This is a genomic window from Microbacterium sp. 10M-3C3, from assembly GCF_003931875.1.
Classification (GTDB): domain Bacteria; phylum Actinomycetota; class Actinomycetes; order Actinomycetales; family Microbacteriaceae; genus Microbacterium.
Genome location: NZ_CP034245.1, coordinates 236,889 through 252,927 on the forward strand (window position 1 = coordinate 236,889; position 16,039 = coordinate 252,927).

Here is a 16,039-nt window from a genome sequence, read left to right on the forward strand (position 1 = left end):
TGCGGCGGGAGGCGTGGAGCCGCCGCGCAGCGCGAGGCATCGCGTGAAGACGCCCGACCACGCGAACATCGCGCCGAACGCGATCACCTCGAACAGTGCCAGGTTGATCGTGGCGCTGACGAAGAGCCATGCGCCGGCGAACAGGCCGACGAAGATGACGGCCGACGAGACGTGCAGGCGACGCGGCATCCGGTGCAGGAGCACCGGAGAGGTCAAGAGCAGGGCGGCGAAGCCGAGCACCATGCCGGCGGCCACCTTGTCGTGCAGGCCCTTGTCCACGTTGAGCGGCACCCAGCCGACGAGCGCGAGGTTGACGCCGATCACCGTGAGGAACAGCTGCGCGGACGTCGCCGCCCCGCGCCGTGCGCCTCGACGTCCGACGCGCACGAGGTCGCGGCGGACGAGGAGCCCGTACACGACGACGAGCGCGCCGGAGATCTTGAGGGTGTTGTTGAACAGCGCGCCGGACAGGTCGTTGAACGTGCCGAGGCGGCTGAAGTGCAGCTGCCACCACAGCGGGTCGGTCGTCGTCGCGATGGACAGCAGCACGCCTCCGCTCAGCACGATCAGCACGGCGAGGGCGACGTGCATCGTGCTCACACGCGACACGAGACGACCCGGGAAGAGGGCGCGCGAAGCAGAGAGGAACGACGGACGAGTGACGGTGAGGACGGCGCTCATTCGGGTTGACTCCACCCATGGCGAACGGGGCGTTCCCTACCGTCGAGCTCCCCTGACCCCGTGCACTCCCCGGTCGCGAACGCCGGATGGGCTAAATCGGCTCCCCAGCGCGTGACGGCATGCCGTCACGGACATGGTATCGCCCGTTCCGCATGAATGCGCACGGCCATCAGGGCTTGACTTCCAAAGTTTACGTCGTCCGGTGTGCCGAAACCCGGCTGGGCGCGGTGTCGGCGCGCCGCGATCAGCGAGAGAAGCGGAAGCCCCACGAGCCCGTGAAGCCCTCGCCGGGGGCGAGCCAGCGCAGGTCGCGACCGGAGTTGAACGCCTCGGCGGGAGCCGTCAGCGGTTCGAGGGCCAGCGCCAGCGGATAGCCCGTGTACCGGTCGGTGGTGAAGACCTGCAGCCACCCGAACGCGGCGTCCTGCCACAGCACGAGCTCGGCGCCGTCGGGCGCCCGGAGAGTGGTGTGTGCGACGCCGCTGTCGTCCCGATCCAGTCCGACGTACGCGGTGTCGAGGTCGAGGTCGCCGACGATCCGGCCGCCGCGCAGGTCGGTGGCGTCGTCGACGGGCTCCTCGCCGACGGGAAGCTTCCGCTCGTCCAGGATGAGGCGGCGATCGCCGCTGGCGGTCAGCACGAGGTCGGCGACGTCGGCGGTGCCGATCATCACGAAGGGGTGCGCACCGACCGCGACCGGCGCGTCGTCCGCGCCGACGTTTCGCACGTCGTGGCTGACCGTCACGCCGTTCTCGGTCAGCACGTACGAGACGCGGTTCTCCAAGGAGAAGGGGTAGCCCGTCTGCGGGAACACGTCGGCGCGCAAGGTCACCGCATCCGGAAGCACCGTCTCGGCGACGTACGGCGCGAACCGCAGCAGGCCGTGGCTGGCGTTGCCGAGGGCCGGCTCGGTGATCGCGAGCTGCCGCTCCACGCCGCGCTGGGTCCACCGCCCGTCGCGGATGCGATTCGGCCATGGCACGAGCACGGTGCCCGACGCGGCGGGCGCCGGGGCGTCGTCGGGATAGCGCGGGACGAGTTCGACGCCGTCCACGGTGAGGGCGCGCAGCGCCGCGCCCACCTGCGCGATCTCGGCGGACACGCCGTCGCGCTCGAGGCGGAAGCGATGGCCGGTGGGGTCGGCGGGGGAGAAGCTCACCATTTCAGGCTAGCGGGGCGGGCTCTCAGGCTCGTGCGGTAGCGTCATGAGGTCGGCTCTGGACACCGCGCGGGTGCGCGGATGGGTTTGTGAGTCCAAGGGGCCGATGGGACGACCGCGATCGCGGTCTTCGACCATCACATTCAATGGCCCCCGGCCGACGACGTTCCGGGTTCGTTCCGCCTGTACCGCAGGCGGTGCCGCTGTTGCGCGAGAACAACCCAGGAAGATCACCATGCCCAAGAACAAGAAGCCCGCCGGCGGGCGCCCCGCCAAGAACTTCGAGCCGCGATACGGCCAGAAGGCGTCGTTCCAGGACCGCAAGCGCCGCACCGACGCTCCGGGCGCCGCGCGCCCCGCCGGCCCGGGCAGCCGCAGCCCGAAGCACCGCGGGTACCGTCCCGAGGAGGCTACCGAGCCCGCCCCGAAGCGCCGCTGGACCGCGCAGGAGCGCGCCGGACGCGACGAGGCGCGCAGCATCCGCACCCGCGCCGGCGACGACCGCCCCGCCCGTCGTTCGTTCGACGACCGTCCGGCCCATTCAAACGGCGACCGTCCGGCTCGTCGGTCGTTCGACGACCGTCCGGCCCGTTCGTTCGACGACCGTCCCCGTCGGTCGTTCGACGACCGTCCGGCCCGTTCGTATGGCGAAAGCGCTGCTCGCCGGGGCGACGTGCGGGGGTTCCGGGAGGATCGTCCGGCGCGTCGTGATTCCGGGCAGTCTTTCGGGGACCGGGGTCGCCGGTTCACAGAAGACCGCCCGGCCCGCTCGTTCGACGACCGCCCGGCCCGCGGCGACCGCCCGTCGTTCCGCGACGACCGTCCGGCTCGCTCGTTCGACGACCGGCCCCGTCGCTCGTTCGACGACCGGCCCGCCCGTGCCGAGCGCCCGGCGTTCCGCGACGACCGTCCGCGCCGCTCGTTCGATGACCGTCCGCGCCGCTCCTTCGACGACCGTCCGGCGCGCGGCGAGCGCCCGAACCGCTCCGATTGGCGCGCGGACGAGAAGGCGAAGGCCTTCGAGCAGCACGTCGACGTCGTGCACGAGAAGCTGCAGGCCGAGGCGGTGCAGGCCGAGGAGGTCTCCGATGCCACGTTCGCCAGCCTCGGGCTGGGCGACAACATCGTGCGCGCCCTCGCCGACCTCGGCGCGGCGTCGCCGTTCCCGATCCAGGCCGCGACGATCGCCCCGATCCTCGAGGGTCGCGACGTCCTCGCCCGCGGCCGCACCGGCTCCGGCAAGACCATCGCGTTCGGCGCGCCCCTGGTCGAGGCGATCCTCCGCAGCCAGGCGGGCAAGAAGCGCGAGTTCGGTCGCAGCCCGCGTGCGCTCGTGCTCGCCCCCACGCGCGAGCTCGCGCTGCAGATCGACCGCACGATCCAGCCCATCGCGCGCAGCGTGGGCCTGTTCACCACGCAGGTGTACGGCGGTGTGCCGCAGGCGCGCCAGGTGGGCGCGCTGAAGAAGGGCGTCGACATCGTCATCGGCACGCCCGGGCGCATCGAAGACCTGCAGAACCAGGGCAAGCTCGACCTGTCCGAGGTGAGCATCGTCGTGCTCGACGAGGCCGACCACATGAGCGAGCTCGGCTTCCTCGAGCCGATGCAGCGGATCCTCCGCCTCGTCGCCGACGGCGCGCAGAAGCTGCTCTTCTCCGCGACGCTCGACCGCGAGGTCGCCGCGCTCGTGGACGAGTTCCTCGTCGACCCGGCCGTCTACGAGGTCGCCGGCGAAGACCAGGACTCCGGCACGATCGACCACCGCGTGCTCGTCATCGACCACCGCGACAAGGCCGAGATCCTCACGTCGCTCGTCGACCGCGACGGTAAGACGCTCGTCTTCGCCCGCACCCGCGCGTACGCCGAGATGCTCGCCGAGCAGTTCGACGAGGCGGGCATCGCCGCCGTCGCCCTCCACGGCGACCTCAACCAGGGCAAGCGCACGCGCAACCTCGAGCGGCTCACGTCGGGGCGCGTGCACGTCCTCGTCGCGACCGACGTCGCGGCCCGCGGCATCCACGTCGACGACATCGACCTCGTGATCCAGGCGGATGCGCCGGACGAGTACAAGACGTACCTGCACCGGTCGGGTCGCACCGGCCGTGCCGGTCGCTCGGGCACGGTCGTGACGCTCATCACGCGGCAGCGTCGTCGTCGTATGACGGAGATGCTCGAGCGCGCCGAGATCGATGCGCCTTTCGACGAGGCCCGCGTCGGCGACGACGTGCTCGAGGAGCTCGCCGGCCGCCAGGCCGCCGACGTCGCCTCCTGACGCCCGCCCACCGCGAGAACCCTTCCGCGGCGCGAGAACACCGGCCTTCGCCGGGCTCTCGCGCCGCGGTTGTGCTTTCGCGGACGATCAGAACAGCGTCGGCTCCGAGCCCGGCGCTACGCGCGGCCGGGTCTGGCGCACCGGTCCGAGCCCGCGCAGCGCACCGGGTTCGGGGGCGGATGCGGCGGCGTCGCGCCGATCGGCGAGGCCGGGCGCGGGCGCACCGCGGGGGTGGTCGGCTTCGTCGTAGCCGTCGAGCCGGTGCATCCGCAACAGCGGCCGCACCCGCTTGCTGAGCCACGAGCGGTAGGCCTTCGGCGCGGTCGCCGCCACGCCCGGGTACAGGCCCCGGTACGACGAGACGAGGTCGGGGCGTTCGCGCTCGAGCCACGAGAAGAACCACTGTTTCGCGCCGGGACGCAGATGCAGCGCGCCGTACACGACGCGCGCCGCCCCGGCCTCGCGGATGCGGCGCAATGCATCGTCGATCGCCGCGACCGAGTCGGTGAGGTGCGGCAGCACCGGCATGAGGAACACCGTGACGCGGAACCCGGCGTCGGCGGCCGCGCGCACGGTGTCCAGGCGCGCCTGCGCGCTCGGCGTGCCCGGCTCGAGGGCGTGCTGCAGGGCGTCGTCGAACACGGCGATCGACATCGCGAGCGACACGCGCACCGATCGCGCCGCATCCGTCAGCAGCGGCAGGTCGCGCCGCAGCAGCGTCCCCTTCGTGAGGATCGAGAACGGCGTGCCCGATTCCGTCAGGGCGCCGACGATGTCGGGCATGAGCCTGTAGCGGCCCTCGGCGCGCTGGTACGGGTCGGTGTTCGTGCCGAGCATGACCGGCTCGCGCGTCCACGAGCCACGCCGCAGCTCGCCGCGCAGCACCTCCGCGACGTTCACCTTCACCACGATCTGGCTGTCGAAATCGCGTCCCGCGTCGAGATCGAGATACTCGTGCGTCTTCCGAGCGAAGCAGTAAGCGCACGCGTGGCTGCATCCTCGATACGGGTTCACCGTCCAGTCGAAGGGCATCGCGGATGCCCCGGGCACACGGTTCAACGCCGACTTGCACAGCACCTCGTGGAACGTCATGCCCGCGAACTCGGGGGTGGTGACCGAGCGGACGAGGCCGTCCATCCGCTCCATCCCGGGCAGGGCCGCGACGTCGTCGACTCCGAGCTGCTGTCCCTGCCACCGCATACGGATAGTCGAACAGAGATTCGAATCTGTGTCAATCACCGCATGCCGTTTGTCGAAGCGCCGCCAGCGGGCGGACCCGCGGCCGGGCCGTCGGGGACAATGGCAGGGTGACGGTTCCCGATCCGCACGCTCCCCTCACCCGCCGCGCGCTGCGCGAGGCGGCGCGCGGGGTGCCCGCATCCGACGCACCCCCCGCGCGGCATGCGCGTCGGCCGCGCCTGGGCGTGCGGGCGTGGATCGCTCTCGTCGGAGCGGTCGTGCTCGTCGCCGGCGGCACCACGGCGGTGACGGCGGCGCTCACGGCGACCGAGCCGCCCGCGGCGGCCGCGCGCGTCGGCGAGACGCCGGAGGAGTCGGTCGCCGTCCAGGTGGTGCCGCTGCCGCCGGAGGGGCTGCCCACCCCAGAGATCACGGCGGATGCGGCGGCGACGACCGCGCTGTGCGACGAGCCCGCACTCGTGCAGGCGCTGCAGGCGGGCGACGACGGCGCGACCATCGCGGCGGCCGGCGGTGCCGAGGCGTTCCGGCTCGCCGTCGCGGCGGGGACCGCGCCGTGCCTGCGGCTGGACGACCCCGCTCGCGAGTGGGCGGTCGTGAACAAGCTCCGCCCCCACGCGCCGATCGACTTCAGCCCGGGCGGCACCGTGCGCCCCGCGGGCGTGCGCGCGCTCGAGGACGCGACGCTGCGACCGCAGGCCGCGGCGGCGCTCACGGCGCTCGTGCGGGCCGCCGCCGACGCCGGCGCGGGCGAGATCGCGATGGAGAGCGCCTACCGCTCGTACACGACGCAGCAGCGCACGTACTCCGGGCACGTCTCCGACCGCGGCCGCGAGGGCGCCGACCTCGTGAGCGCGCGCCCGGGGTTCAGCGAGCACCAGTCGGGTCTCGCGGTCGACGTCCTCCCGTGCGACGGCTCGTGCCGCACGATCGACGACCTCGCCGCGTCGCCGCAGGGTGCGTGGGTCGCCGAGCACGGGTGGGAGTTCGGCTGGATCGTGCGCTACGAGAGCGGGCGCACGGATGTCACCGGCTACGACCCCGAGCCGTGGCACCTCCGCTACATCGGCCCCGAGCTCGCGACGGCCTACCACGACGGCGGCTTCACGACGCTCGAGGAGTTCTTCGCCCTCCCACCCGCGCCCGCGTACGCCGGCTGACGTCCTGCGGCTCGCGAGAGCGCACGGATGCACGCTTCCGCGGCCGGTTTCCGTGCATGGGCGTGTTCTCGCGAGACCCGCTGAACGGTGGGACTCCGTATCATGGATGCTGGCACTCAGGGTCGCGCGACGCGACCGCACCACTCGAAGCGGAGGGGCACGCGATGGACCGCGACATCTACGACGAAGACCACGAGGCGTTCCGGGACGTCGTGAAGGAGTTCGTCAAGCGCTACGTGACGAACGAGGCGCGTGAGCGCTGGGACGCGGCGGGCGAGATCGACCGCGAGACGATGCTCGCCGCGGGACAGTCCGGGCTCATCGGCCTGTCGGTGCCCGACGAGTTCGGCGGCGCGGGGATGCTGCAGGACTACCGCTTCCGTACGATCGTCATGGAAGAGGTCATCCGGGCCGGCGCCGGGTCGCTCGCGGGCGCCTTCGGCATCCAGGACGACCTCGCCGTGCCCTACCTCGCGCACTTCGGCACGCCCGCGCAGCAGGAGAAGTGGCTGCCCGGCATGGCCACGGGCGAGGTGATCGGCGCCCTCGCGATGACCGAGCCGGGCGCCGGCAGCGACCTGCGCGGTGCGTCGACGACGGCGAAGAAGGTCGACGGCGGCTACCTCGTGAACGGCGCGAAGACGTTCATCTCGAGCGGCAAGACCGCCGACCTCGTCGTCACCTTCGTCAAGACCGGCGAGGGCAACCGGGCGGACGCGTTCAGCCTGCTGCTGATCGAGAACGGCATGCCGGGCTTCGACCACGGCAAGACGCTCCACAAGATGGGCTTCCACGGCCACGACACGGCGGAGCTCTCGTTCACCGACGTGTTCGTGCCCGACGAGAACCTCATCGGCGGCGAGGAGGGGCATGGGTTCGTGCAGCTCATGCGCAACCTGCCGCTCGAGCGCCTCTCCATCGGCGTGGCCGCGGCGGCGGCCGCACAGGCCGGCTTCGAGTGGACGCTCGACTACGTCAAGAGCCGCGAGGCCTTCGGCACGCCCGTGATCGACTTCCAGAACACGCGCTTCCAGCTGGCCGACGTCGCCACGACCGTCGACGTCTTGTGGGCGTATGTCGACCGCGCGATCGAGCTGTATGGGGAGGGCGAGCTGACTCCCGAGGAGGCCGCGAAGGTCAAGTTCTGGACGACCGAGCGCGAGGGCGAGGTGCTCGACGCGTGCGTGCAGCTGCACGGCGGCTACGGCTACATCACGGAGTACCCGATCGCGCGGGCGTACCTCGATGCGCGTGTGCACCGCATCTACGGCGGCACGAACGAGATCATGCGGGAGATCGTCGGCCGTCAGCTCGCCGGCCGACGCTGACCACGGCCGGTCGGCCGTCCCGGCAGGTCGCGCCGGCCGGCGCTGACGTCGGCTGCTCGCCGGCGCGGGCCGAGGCTCAGCGCGAGAGGTTGCCGCTCGAGCACGTCTCCTGCGCCGCGGTCGAGCCGGTGATGCTCGGCGGCAGCGCGACGGCGGTCGGCGCATCCGTCGGCGTCGGCTCCGCGGATGCGGGGGGCTGCTCGCCGGGCGCGGGTGTCGGCGTCACCTCGACCGTGCCGCCGTTGGACGACACGCCGCCGGTGATGTCGATCGGCTGGTTCGCGGCGAGGGCGTCCCACAGCACCTGCGCGGCCGTCTGGTTGGGGACCACGCGGTTGGGATCGCCCGGGGCGGGGAGCGTCGGGTACTGCACGAACGCGATCTGGTCGAACGGCACGTCCTTGACGGCGAGGCCGATCTGCACCGCGGTAAGCGGGTTGGTCAGGCGGTCGTTGGGTGTGATGCTGTCGAGCGCGCCCGTGGCGAGCCGGTACAGGGTCGCCGGGTTGGAGAGCACCTCGTCGCTCGCGAGCTTGCGGGCCAGGCGCGACATGTACTGCTGCTGGTTGCTCACACGGGCAAGGTCGCTCTGGTCGCCCACGCCGTAGCGGGTGCGGAGGAACTGCAGCGCGTCGATCCCCGAGACCGTGCGCGGCCCGGCCGGCCAGTCGATGCCGGTGTTGCGGTCGCGGATGCCCTTGGCGAGGCACACCTCGACGCCGCCGACGGCGTTCGTGACCTCGATGACGCCGCCGAAGGTGACGGTCGCCGCGAACGGGATGTCCTGGCCGCTCATGCGTGAGACCGCCTTGGTCGCGCACGCGAGACCGCCGATCTCGAACAGCGCGTTGATCTGCGTCGTGCCGCCGCCCCATTCGCCGCCGTTGGTGCGCGTGCACCCGGGCGCCTGGATGATGAGGTCGCGGGGGAAGGAGACGACGGTCACGCGGCGCGGCGCATCCGAGATGTGCAGCAGGATGTTGACGTCGTTGAGCTTGTTCGACGCCTCGGCGCCCTTGCAGCGGTTGCCGAACAGGTGCGCGTACTCGTCCTCGCACTCGTCGATGCCGGTGAGGAAGAGGTTGACGCCGCCTTCGATCTGCCCGATGTCCGGCGGCACGACCAGGTCGTCGTCGAGCGCGACGGCGTCGTCGACGAGGCTCGCGTTGAGGTCGTAGAGCGCGTACGTGGCGGTGCCGAGGCTCGCGACGAGCACGACCGCGAGCGCCGCGCCGAGGACCGTCGCGATCTGCCGGCCGATGCCGGGGGAGCGCAGCCGCGCGTGGCGTGCCACCGTCCTGCGTCGCCGTGCCATGCCGCCCCCTCCGCGTCGACCCCTCGCGAGTCTAGGGGTGGCGCGCGCCGGAGCCGGGGATGCGCGGGCGGCCCGCGGTGCCGTGGCTCACGCGAGGCCCCACGGCCACGTCGCCCACAGCAGCGCCGCGGACAGCGTCCAGAACCCCGCCATGAACGCGAGGTCGCGGGCGCGGAACGGCACCACGTATCGCTCCGTGCGCGTGGGGTGCGCGCCGAACGCGCGCGCGTCCATCGCGAGGGCGACCCGCTCGGCGTGCCGGATGCCCCCGGCCAGGAGCGGCACGACGGAGCCCGCGCCGCGCGCGAGCGCCGCCAGCGGGCCGGGCCGGGCGCCGCGCACGCGGTGGGCCCGGCGGATCTGCTCGAGCTCGCGACCGAAGCGCGGGACGAACCGGATGCCCGCGAGCGCGGCGTATCCGATCCGGTACGGCACGCGCGCCTGCTGTACGAGCGAGCGGACGAGGTCGGCGCCGCTCGTCGTCAGGCCCCCGATGAGCGCGAGGGAGGCGATGGCGCCGAGCCGGGTCGCGGTGGCGTACCCGACCTCGAGCGCGCCCGCGGTCAGCGCGACCCCGCCGACATCGAGCACGACCGGCGACGGCGGCAGGCGCGCCGCATCCGCCCACAGTGCGAGGGCGGACCCCAGCACGCCCACGGCGACCGGCACCGCGACCAGCAGCACGAGCGCGAGCCGGCCCGACCAGCGCGCGCCGACCGCGAGCACCGCGTAGGCGAGCGCGGCGAACAGGAGCGGTGTGGTCAGGTCGCGCACGAACACGAGCACGAGCATCGCGGGGAGGGGCGCGGCGAGCTTGGCGAGCGGATTCAGCCCGCCCAGCGCGCCGCCGCGGGCCGGGGTCATCGCGCGTCTCCCGGCAGGTCGCGCAGCCGCACCACGTCGGACAGCTCCGGATGCGACGACAGCGCGCGCAGCGCGCGGGCGAGTGGCGGCGTCCGCAGGCCCGCCGAGCGCACGCGCGCCTCGTCGGCGAGCACCGCAGCGGCGTCGCCGGCGGCGACGACGCGACCGTCGGACAGGACGATCGCGGTGTCGGCGTGCTCGGCCACGAGCTGCATGTCGTGGGTGACGACGACGATCGTCGTCCCGGCGCGTCGCAGCTCCTCGAGCAGGTCGAGGAGCTCGTCGGCGCGGGCGCGGTCCTGCCCGAACGTGGGCTCGTCGAGGACGAGCACGGGGGCGCCCGCGACGAGCGCGGTGCCCACCGAGAGGCGGCGCTTCTGGCCGCCCGACAGCGTGAACGGATGGCGGTCGGCGTGGTCTGCGAGCCCGAAGCGATCGAGCAGCTCGTCGGTGCGCGCCGCGATGTCGGCGGCGGGGAGGCGCTGCATCCGCAGGCCGTGGGCGAGCTCCTCGCGGACGCTCGTCGCGAGGAACTGGTGCTCGGGGTTCTGGAAGACGAAGCCGACCGTGCGTGCGAGGGTGCGCGGGTCGGCGCGGGAGACGTCGACACCGCCCACGTGCACGGTGCCGCGGGGCGGGCGTTGCACGCCCGCGATCGCCTGCGCGAGCGTGCTCTTGCCGGCGCCGTTGCGCCCGACGATCGCGACGAAGGCGCCGCGGGGGACGTCGAGGTCAACGTCGGAGAGCACCGTCCGCCGCATCCGGCCGCGGCCGCGCGCGACCGTCAGGCCGCGGACGCGCACGACGGCGCCGCCGGTGAGTGCGGCGGCCGTCCCGGATGCGCGGGCCGATGCGCGGACCGCCGCGCGCCCGCCGGGCGACGGGATGCGCTCGAGCGCCGCGCGCAGCTCGGCGGGGGTCAGCGGCAGCGGGTCGAGCGCGTAGCCGGCGCGGCGCAGCCGCAGGGCGGCCAGCGTCGCGGTCGGCAGCCACACGCCGAGGGCCACGAGCTCGCCGGCGCGCCGGCGGAGCACGTCGTCGACGGGGCCGGCCATGACCGTTCGGCCGCCGGCGTCCAGCACCACGATGCGATTCACGATCTCGAGCGCATCGTCGAGGTCGTGCTCGATGAGCAGCACGGAGCGCTCGCCGCCCGACACGAGCTCGGCGAGGGCGCGGTAGACCTCCGTGATGCCCTCGGGGTCGAGGTTCGCCGTCGGCTCGTCGAGCACGAGCAGCCGGGGGCCGAGGGCGAGCGCCGCGGCGATCGCCAGGCGCTGCCTCCCGCCGCCGGAGAGCGCCTCGGGGTCGTCGTCGCGGCGGTGCCACAGGTCGACGCGCCGCAGCGCCGCCTCGGCGCGCGCGAGCACCTCGGTCACCGGCAGGCGCAGGTTCTCGGGCCCGAACGCCGCCTCGTCGAGAACGGATGCGGTGACGATCTGCGCGTCCGGATCCTGGAACACGACGCCCACGCGCTGGGCGAGGCGCGGGACCGGCGTCGTCGCCGCATCCGCGCCCGCCACGTGCACCGTCCCCGACACCTCCGCCGGCAGGGTCTGCGGGATCAGCCCGTTCGCCGCGAGGGCGAGCGTGGACTTGCCCGACCCGCTCGGGCCGAGCAGCAGCACCACCTCTCCCGGGGCGACCTCGAGCGTCGCCGACGACGGCGCCGCCCGGTCGGCGCCGTCGTGCGTCACGGCGAGGGCGCGCACGTCGAGCACCGGCATCGGCGGACCGGGAGCCGGTGCGGGCTCGGTCGCGCTCACCGCCGCGCGAGGCCGCGCGCCACGCCGGTGCGGCGGAGGGCCGTGCCCACCCACAGCCCGGCCGCCGTCCACGCGACCGGCCCGAGCACCGCGATCGCGAGGTAGCTCGCCTCGACGACGGGGGCGAAGGCGTCGAGGTCGACGGCGAACCACACGGCGACGGCCACGATCGCGCCGATGATCACCGCCGAGACGAAGAACCGCCACGCCTGCCACACGCGGTAGCGGGTGACGGCGGCCACGAGCTCCTGGATGCCGCCGAACAGGACGGCGGTGCCGAGGAATCGCAGCGTCCACTGCGGCGCGATGGCGCTGGAGGCCAGAGCGGCAAGCACGTGCGCGAGCAGCGCGGCCCACGGGCCGCGCACGACCTGCTGCGCGACGATGCCCGGCAGCACGTGCGAGCCGAGCACCAGCCCGTACGCCCACGGCGCCGCGACGAGCACCACGGGCGTGAGCCACCCCGCCACGCCGCCCACGACGCCGCACGCGATGCCGACCGCGGCGCACACCATCAGCACGCGGGTCGGAAGGCGGGATGCGGCGACCACGGATTCAGCGTATCCGCGCGGCACGACGCTCGAGCCCTGCCTCTCGTCGTCGAGTAATCCACAGGTGCCAACCCAGCATGGGCTGGGAAGGTCCTGTGAGCTATGTTTGTCGAACGCGCGCCGACGTCGTCGCGCAGATCGCTCACATCACCCCCCGTTTGGAGCGCAGTATGGGTCGTTCCCTGCGAACGATCGCGGCCGTCACCCTGGCCGCGTTGTTCACCGGCACCACAGCAACCGCCAGTTTCGGCGCGGTCGTCGCGGGGGAGGTGAACAGACCCGTTCCGATCGACGTCCCCAGCGGCCAGTACATCGTGCTCCTCGAGGACGCCCCCGCCGCCACCTACGACGGCGGCAAGGCCGACCTCCGTGCGACGCAGCCGGAGAAGGGCGACAAGCTCGATGCGCGCGCGCCCGAAGTGGAGGCGTACTCGGACTACCTCGAGAAGAAGCAGAAGGACGTCGCCGCCGAGGCCGGCGTCGACCCCGCCTACTCGTACACGCTCGCGCTGAACGGGTTCAGCGCGCGCCTGACGTCCGAGCAGGCGGCGAAGCTGTCCGTCACGAAGGGCGTCGAGGCGGTCGTCCCCGACGAGATCCGCCACCCCGTCGCCGTGCCCTCCACCGAGTTCCTCGGCCTCGAGGGCGAAGGCGGCGTGTGGGAGTCGGTGGGCGGCGTGAGCGAAGCCGGCAAGGGCACCGTCGTCGGTGTCATCGACACCGGCATCGCGCCGGAGAACCCCTCGTTCGCCGGCGACCCGCTCGGCACGACCCCCGGCGACGAGCCGTACCTCGAGGGCAACACGGTCGTCTTCGACAAGGCCGACGGCACGCAGTTCCGCAGCGACCGCGTCGAGGGCGAGGACTGGACGCTCGACGACTACTCCACGAAGCTCATCGGCGCCAAGTACTTCAGCGAGGGCGCGGCGGCCAACGGCTTCGACTTCGGGCCCGACTACCTCTCGCCGCGCGACGGCGACGCGCACGGCTCGCACACCGCGAGCACGGCCGCCGGCAACAACGGCGTCGCCGCGAGCGTCGAGGGCGTCGACTTCGGGCAGATCTCCGGCGTCGCGCCGGCGGCGAAGGTCGCCGCATACAAGGCGTGCTACGTCGGACCCGACCCGCTCGTGACCACCGACGACATCTGCGCCCTGAGCGACCTGCTGAGCGCGATCAACGCGGCGGTCGCCGACGGCGTCGACGTCATCAACTACTCGATCGGCGGTGGCGCGGCCACGACCACGCTCGCCACCGAGGACCGCGCGTTCTTCAACGCCGCGGCCGCGGGCATCTTCGTCGCCGCCTCGGCGGGCAACGACGGCCCCGGCGCCGCCACGGCCGACCACGCGTCGCCGTGGTACACCACGGTCGCCGCCTCGACGATCCCGACGTACGAGGGCACCGTGCAGCTGCCCAACGGCTTCGAGGCCGCCGGCGCGTCGGTGTCTGTGCCCTTCGGCGAGACGGTCGAGGGCCCGGTCGTGTACGCGGGCGACATCGCCGCCTCCGGCGCCGACCCGGCGCAGGCCGCGCTGTGCGTGCTCGGCACGCTCGACGCGACCAAGGCGGCCGGCAAGATCGTGGTCTGCGACCGCGGTCAGAACGCCCGCGTCGAGAAGTCGCAGGCCGTGGCGGAGGCCGGCGGCATCGGCATGATCCTCGTGAACGTCACGCCGGGCTCGCTCGACAACGACTTCCACTCCGTGCCGACCGTCCACATCGCCGACACGTATCGCACGGCGCTGCTGGACTACGTCCGCACCACCGCCGACGCGACGGCGAAGCTCGTCAGCGGCAACACGACCGGCGAGGAGACCCCGACCCCCGTCGTCGCGGGCTTCTCCAGCCGCGGCCCGATGCTCGCCGACGGCAGTGACATCCTCAAGCCCGACATCACGGCACCGGGTGTGGCGATCCTCGCCGCCGCCGCGAACGCGCCGGGCGCCGCGCCGACGTTCGAGTTCCTCTCGGGCACGTCGATGTCGTCGCCGCACATCGCGGGTCTGGCCGCGCTGTACCTCGGGGAGCGCCCGAACGCGACGCCCGCCGAGATCAAGTCGGCCATGATGACGACCGCGTACGACACCAAGAACGAGGACGGCTCGACCAACACCGATCCGTTCGCGCAGGGTGCCGGCCACGTCGACCCGACGCGGTTCTTCGACCCGGGTCTGCTGTACCTGAACGGTCCCGACGACTGGGCGGCGTACCTGCAGGGCAAGGGCCTGGCCGACTTCGGCGTCGAGCCGATCGACGGCAGCGACCTGAACCTCGCGTCGATCGCGATCGGCTCGCTCTCCAAGCCGCAGACCGTCACGCGCACGGTCACCTCGACGCAGGCGGGCACGTTCACCGCATCCGTCGACGTCCCGGGCCTGGACGCGGTCGTGGAGCCCGCGAGCCTGACGTTCGGCGCGGCCGGCGAGACGAGGGACTTCTCCGTCACGTTCACCCGCACCGACGCCCCGGCCGAGGAGTGGACGACCGGATCGCTCACGTGGACCAGCGGCGACACGACCGTCCGCTCGCCCATCGCGATCCAGCCCGTGACGGCGGATGCTCCGGCCGAGGTGTCGGGCACCGGCGTCCAGGGCAGCACCGACGTGCAGTTCACGCCCGGCGTGACCGGCGACCTCGCGCTGAACCTCGGCGGCCTGTCGCCGATGTCCCTGCTCGCCGACCCGGACAACCCCGTCGAGGGCCACTCCGGCAACGAGCAGTCCGGCGCCGAGACCGACGGCATCGTCAGCTGGATCGTCGACGTCCCCGAGGGCACGCAGCTGTCGCGGTTCACGCTCGACTCGTCCGACGACGAGGGCAGCGACCTCGACCTGTCGGTGTACCGCGTGGTCAGCCCCGACGACCTCCGCTACTACGAGGTGTGGCAGTCGGCGTCCGGATCGGCGGACGAGCAGGTGACCCTGCAGAACCCGACGGCCGGCACGTATCTCGTCGAGGCGAGCGTGTACTCCTTCACGGATCCCTTCACGTGGGACATGTGGGTCGGCAACGTCTCCGCCGGCGGCGAGGGCTCGCTCACCGCGACGCCCAACCCCGTCGCGGCGCAGCAGGGCGTGCCCACGTCGTACACGCTGTCGTGGTCGGGTCTGCAGCCGCAGACGCGCTACCTCGGTCTCGCGCAGTACGGCGACTCCGCGGTGCGCACGATCCTGACGGTCGACTCCGGCCAGGCGGCTCCGGTCGCCACGACCGCGCCGTCGATCTCGGGCGACCCGCGCGTCGGCAAGAAGCTCACCGCCGACCCCGGCGTGTGGGACCCGGCCGACGTGGCGATCACGTACCAGTGGCTGCGCGACGGCCAGCCGATCCAGGGCGCGACCGACCGCAAGTACAAGGTCACGAAGGCCGATGTCGGCACGACCCTCTCGGTGCGGGTGACCGCCACCGCCGAGGGCAACCCGACCGCGGGCACCGCCGACAGCGCGGGCGTGTTCGTGAAGTTCACGTCCAAGACCAAGGTCACGATGAACCGCTACCTGGGCACGTCGTCACAGGACTACGCGGTCACCGTGACGGTCGAGCCCTCGGGTGGACCGGCGGCGACGGGTGACGTGACGGTGCGGGTGAACCAGGCCACCTACACCGCGACGCTCGTCGACGGCACCGTCACCGTGCCGCTGCCCAAGCAGTCGAAGGGCGTCAAGGTCGTGATCGTCGAGTACGCCGGCAGCGACACCGTCGCCCCGTCCCTCGGCGCGAGCGGGTTCGTGGTCTACCGCTAA

10 protein-coding genes are annotated in these 16,039 nt (G+C 72.9%); 4 read left to right on the forward strand and 6 right to left on the reverse strand.

Annotated elements, in window-relative coordinates; genetic code table 11:
* Window positions 1–925: 925 nt before the first annotated feature.
* The gene (locus tag EI169_RS01085; RefSeq protein WP_240640521.1) at window positions 926–1,840 is read right to left on the reverse strand and encodes an aldose 1-epimerase family protein; all 915 of its coding nucleotides are present in this window, start codon (window positions 1,838–1,840) and stop codon (window positions 926–928) included.
* Window positions 1,841–2,075: 235 nt separating this feature from the next.
* On the opposite strand from EI169_RS01085, the gene EI169_RS01090 reads away from it, so the two are divergent.
* On the forward strand, window positions 2,076–4,112 hold the full coding sequence (locus EI169_RS01090) for a DEAD/DEAH box helicase (protein ID WP_125130201.1): 2,037 nt from the start codon (window positions 2,076–2,078) through the stop codon (window positions 4,110–4,112).
* A gap of 87 nt (window positions 4,113–4,199) precedes the next feature.
* On the opposite strand, the gene EI169_RS01095 is transcribed toward EI169_RS01090, so the two are convergent.
* Entirely contained in the window at window positions 4,200–5,312 is a 1,113-nt protein-coding gene (locus tag EI169_RS01095) for an Rv2578c family radical SAM protein (RefSeq protein WP_125130203.1), read from the reverse strand.
* Window positions 5,313–5,419: 107 nt separating this feature from the next.
* Here EI169_RS01095 and EI169_RS01100 point away from each other — a divergent pair, with 107 nt between their 5' ends.
* Both EI169_RS01100 and EI169_RS01105 read left to right on the forward strand, forming a co-directional pair.
* Window positions 5,420–6,469 carry a M15 family metallopeptidase gene (locus tag EI169_RS01100; RefSeq protein WP_240640522.1) on the forward strand — a complete coding sequence of 350 codons (1,050 nt, stop codon included), beginning with the start codon at window positions 5,420–5,422 and terminating at the stop codon, window positions 6,467–6,469.
* Window positions 6,470–6,633: 164 nt separating this feature from the next.
* The gene (locus EI169_RS01105; protein WP_125130207.1) at window positions 6,634–7,797 is read left to right on the forward strand and encodes an acyl-CoA dehydrogenase family protein; all 1,164 of its coding nucleotides are present in this window, start codon (window positions 6,634–6,636) and stop codon (window positions 7,795–7,797) included.
* A gap of 76 nt (window positions 7,798–7,873) precedes the next feature.
* Here the strand turns inward: EI169_RS01105 and EI169_RS01110 are convergent, their stop codons facing one another.
* The 4 genes from EI169_RS01110 to EI169_RS01125 form a co-directional block, all read right to left on the reverse strand.
* Window positions 7,874–9,112: an LCP family protein gene (locus tag EI169_RS01110; protein WP_125130209.1), complete on the reverse strand. Its 1,239-nt coding sequence runs from the start codon at window positions 9,110–9,112 to the stop codon at window positions 7,874–7,876.
* Window positions 9,113–9,199: 87 nt separating this feature from the next.
* Window positions 9,200–9,976: an energy-coupling factor transporter transmembrane component T gene (locus EI169_RS01115; RefSeq protein ID WP_125130211.1), complete on the reverse strand. Its 777-nt coding sequence runs from the start codon at window positions 9,974–9,976 to the stop codon at window positions 9,200–9,202.
* Window positions 9,973–11,703, reverse strand: a complete 1,731-nt coding sequence (locus tag EI169_RS01120) for an ABC transporter ATP-binding protein (protein ID WP_125130213.1) — start codon at window positions 11,701–11,703, stop codon at window positions 9,973–9,975. Before EI169_RS01120 ends, EI169_RS01115 begins: the two co-directional genes overlap by 4 nt.
* A 35-nt stretch (window positions 11,704–11,738) precedes the next feature.
* Window positions 11,739–12,293 (reverse strand): ECF transporter S component, encoded by a 555-nt coding sequence (locus EI169_RS01125; protein WP_125130215.1) that lies wholly within the window; start codon window positions 12,291–12,293, stop codon window positions 11,739–11,741.
* Window positions 12,294–12,463: 170 nt separating this feature from the next.
* On the opposite strand from EI169_RS01125, the gene EI169_RS01130 reads away from it, so the two are divergent.
* Window positions 12,464–16,039, forward strand: coding sequence for a S8 family serine peptidase (locus EI169_RS01130; protein WP_164515399.1), 3,576 nt, complete (start codon window positions 12,464–12,466; stop codon window positions 16,037–16,039).

What these genes read in the sequence shown, in the direction of transcription:
- EI169_RS01090 (WP_125130201.1), top strand. Translation starts at nt 2,076, where the DNA reads ATGCCCAAGAACAAGAAGCCCGCCGGCGGGCGCCCCGCCAAGAACTTC.
- EI169_RS01095 (WP_125130203.1), bottom strand. Translation starts at nt 5,312, where the DNA reads ATGCGGTGGCAGGGACAGCAGCTCGGAGTCGACGACGTCGCGGCCCTG.
- EI169_RS01105 (WP_125130207.1), top strand. Translation starts at nt 6,634, where the DNA reads ATGGACCGCGACATCTACGACGAAGACCACGAGGCGTTCCGGGACGTC.
- EI169_RS01110 (WP_125130209.1), bottom strand. Translation starts at nt 9,112, where the DNA reads ATGGCACGGCGACGCAGGACGGTGGCACGCCACGCGCGGCTGCGCTCC.
- EI169_RS01115 (WP_125130211.1), bottom strand. Translation starts at nt 9,976, where the DNA reads ATGACCCCGGCCCGCGGCGGCGCGCTGGGCGGGCTGAATCCGCTCGCC.
- EI169_RS01120 (WP_125130213.1), bottom strand. Translation starts at nt 11,703, where the DNA reads ATGCCGGTGCTCGACGTGCGCGCCCTCGCCGTGACGCACGACGGCGCC.
- EI169_RS01130 (WP_164515399.1), top strand. Translation starts at nt 12,464, where the DNA reads ATGGGTCGTTCCCTGCGAACGATCGCGGCCGTCACCCTGGCCGCGTTG.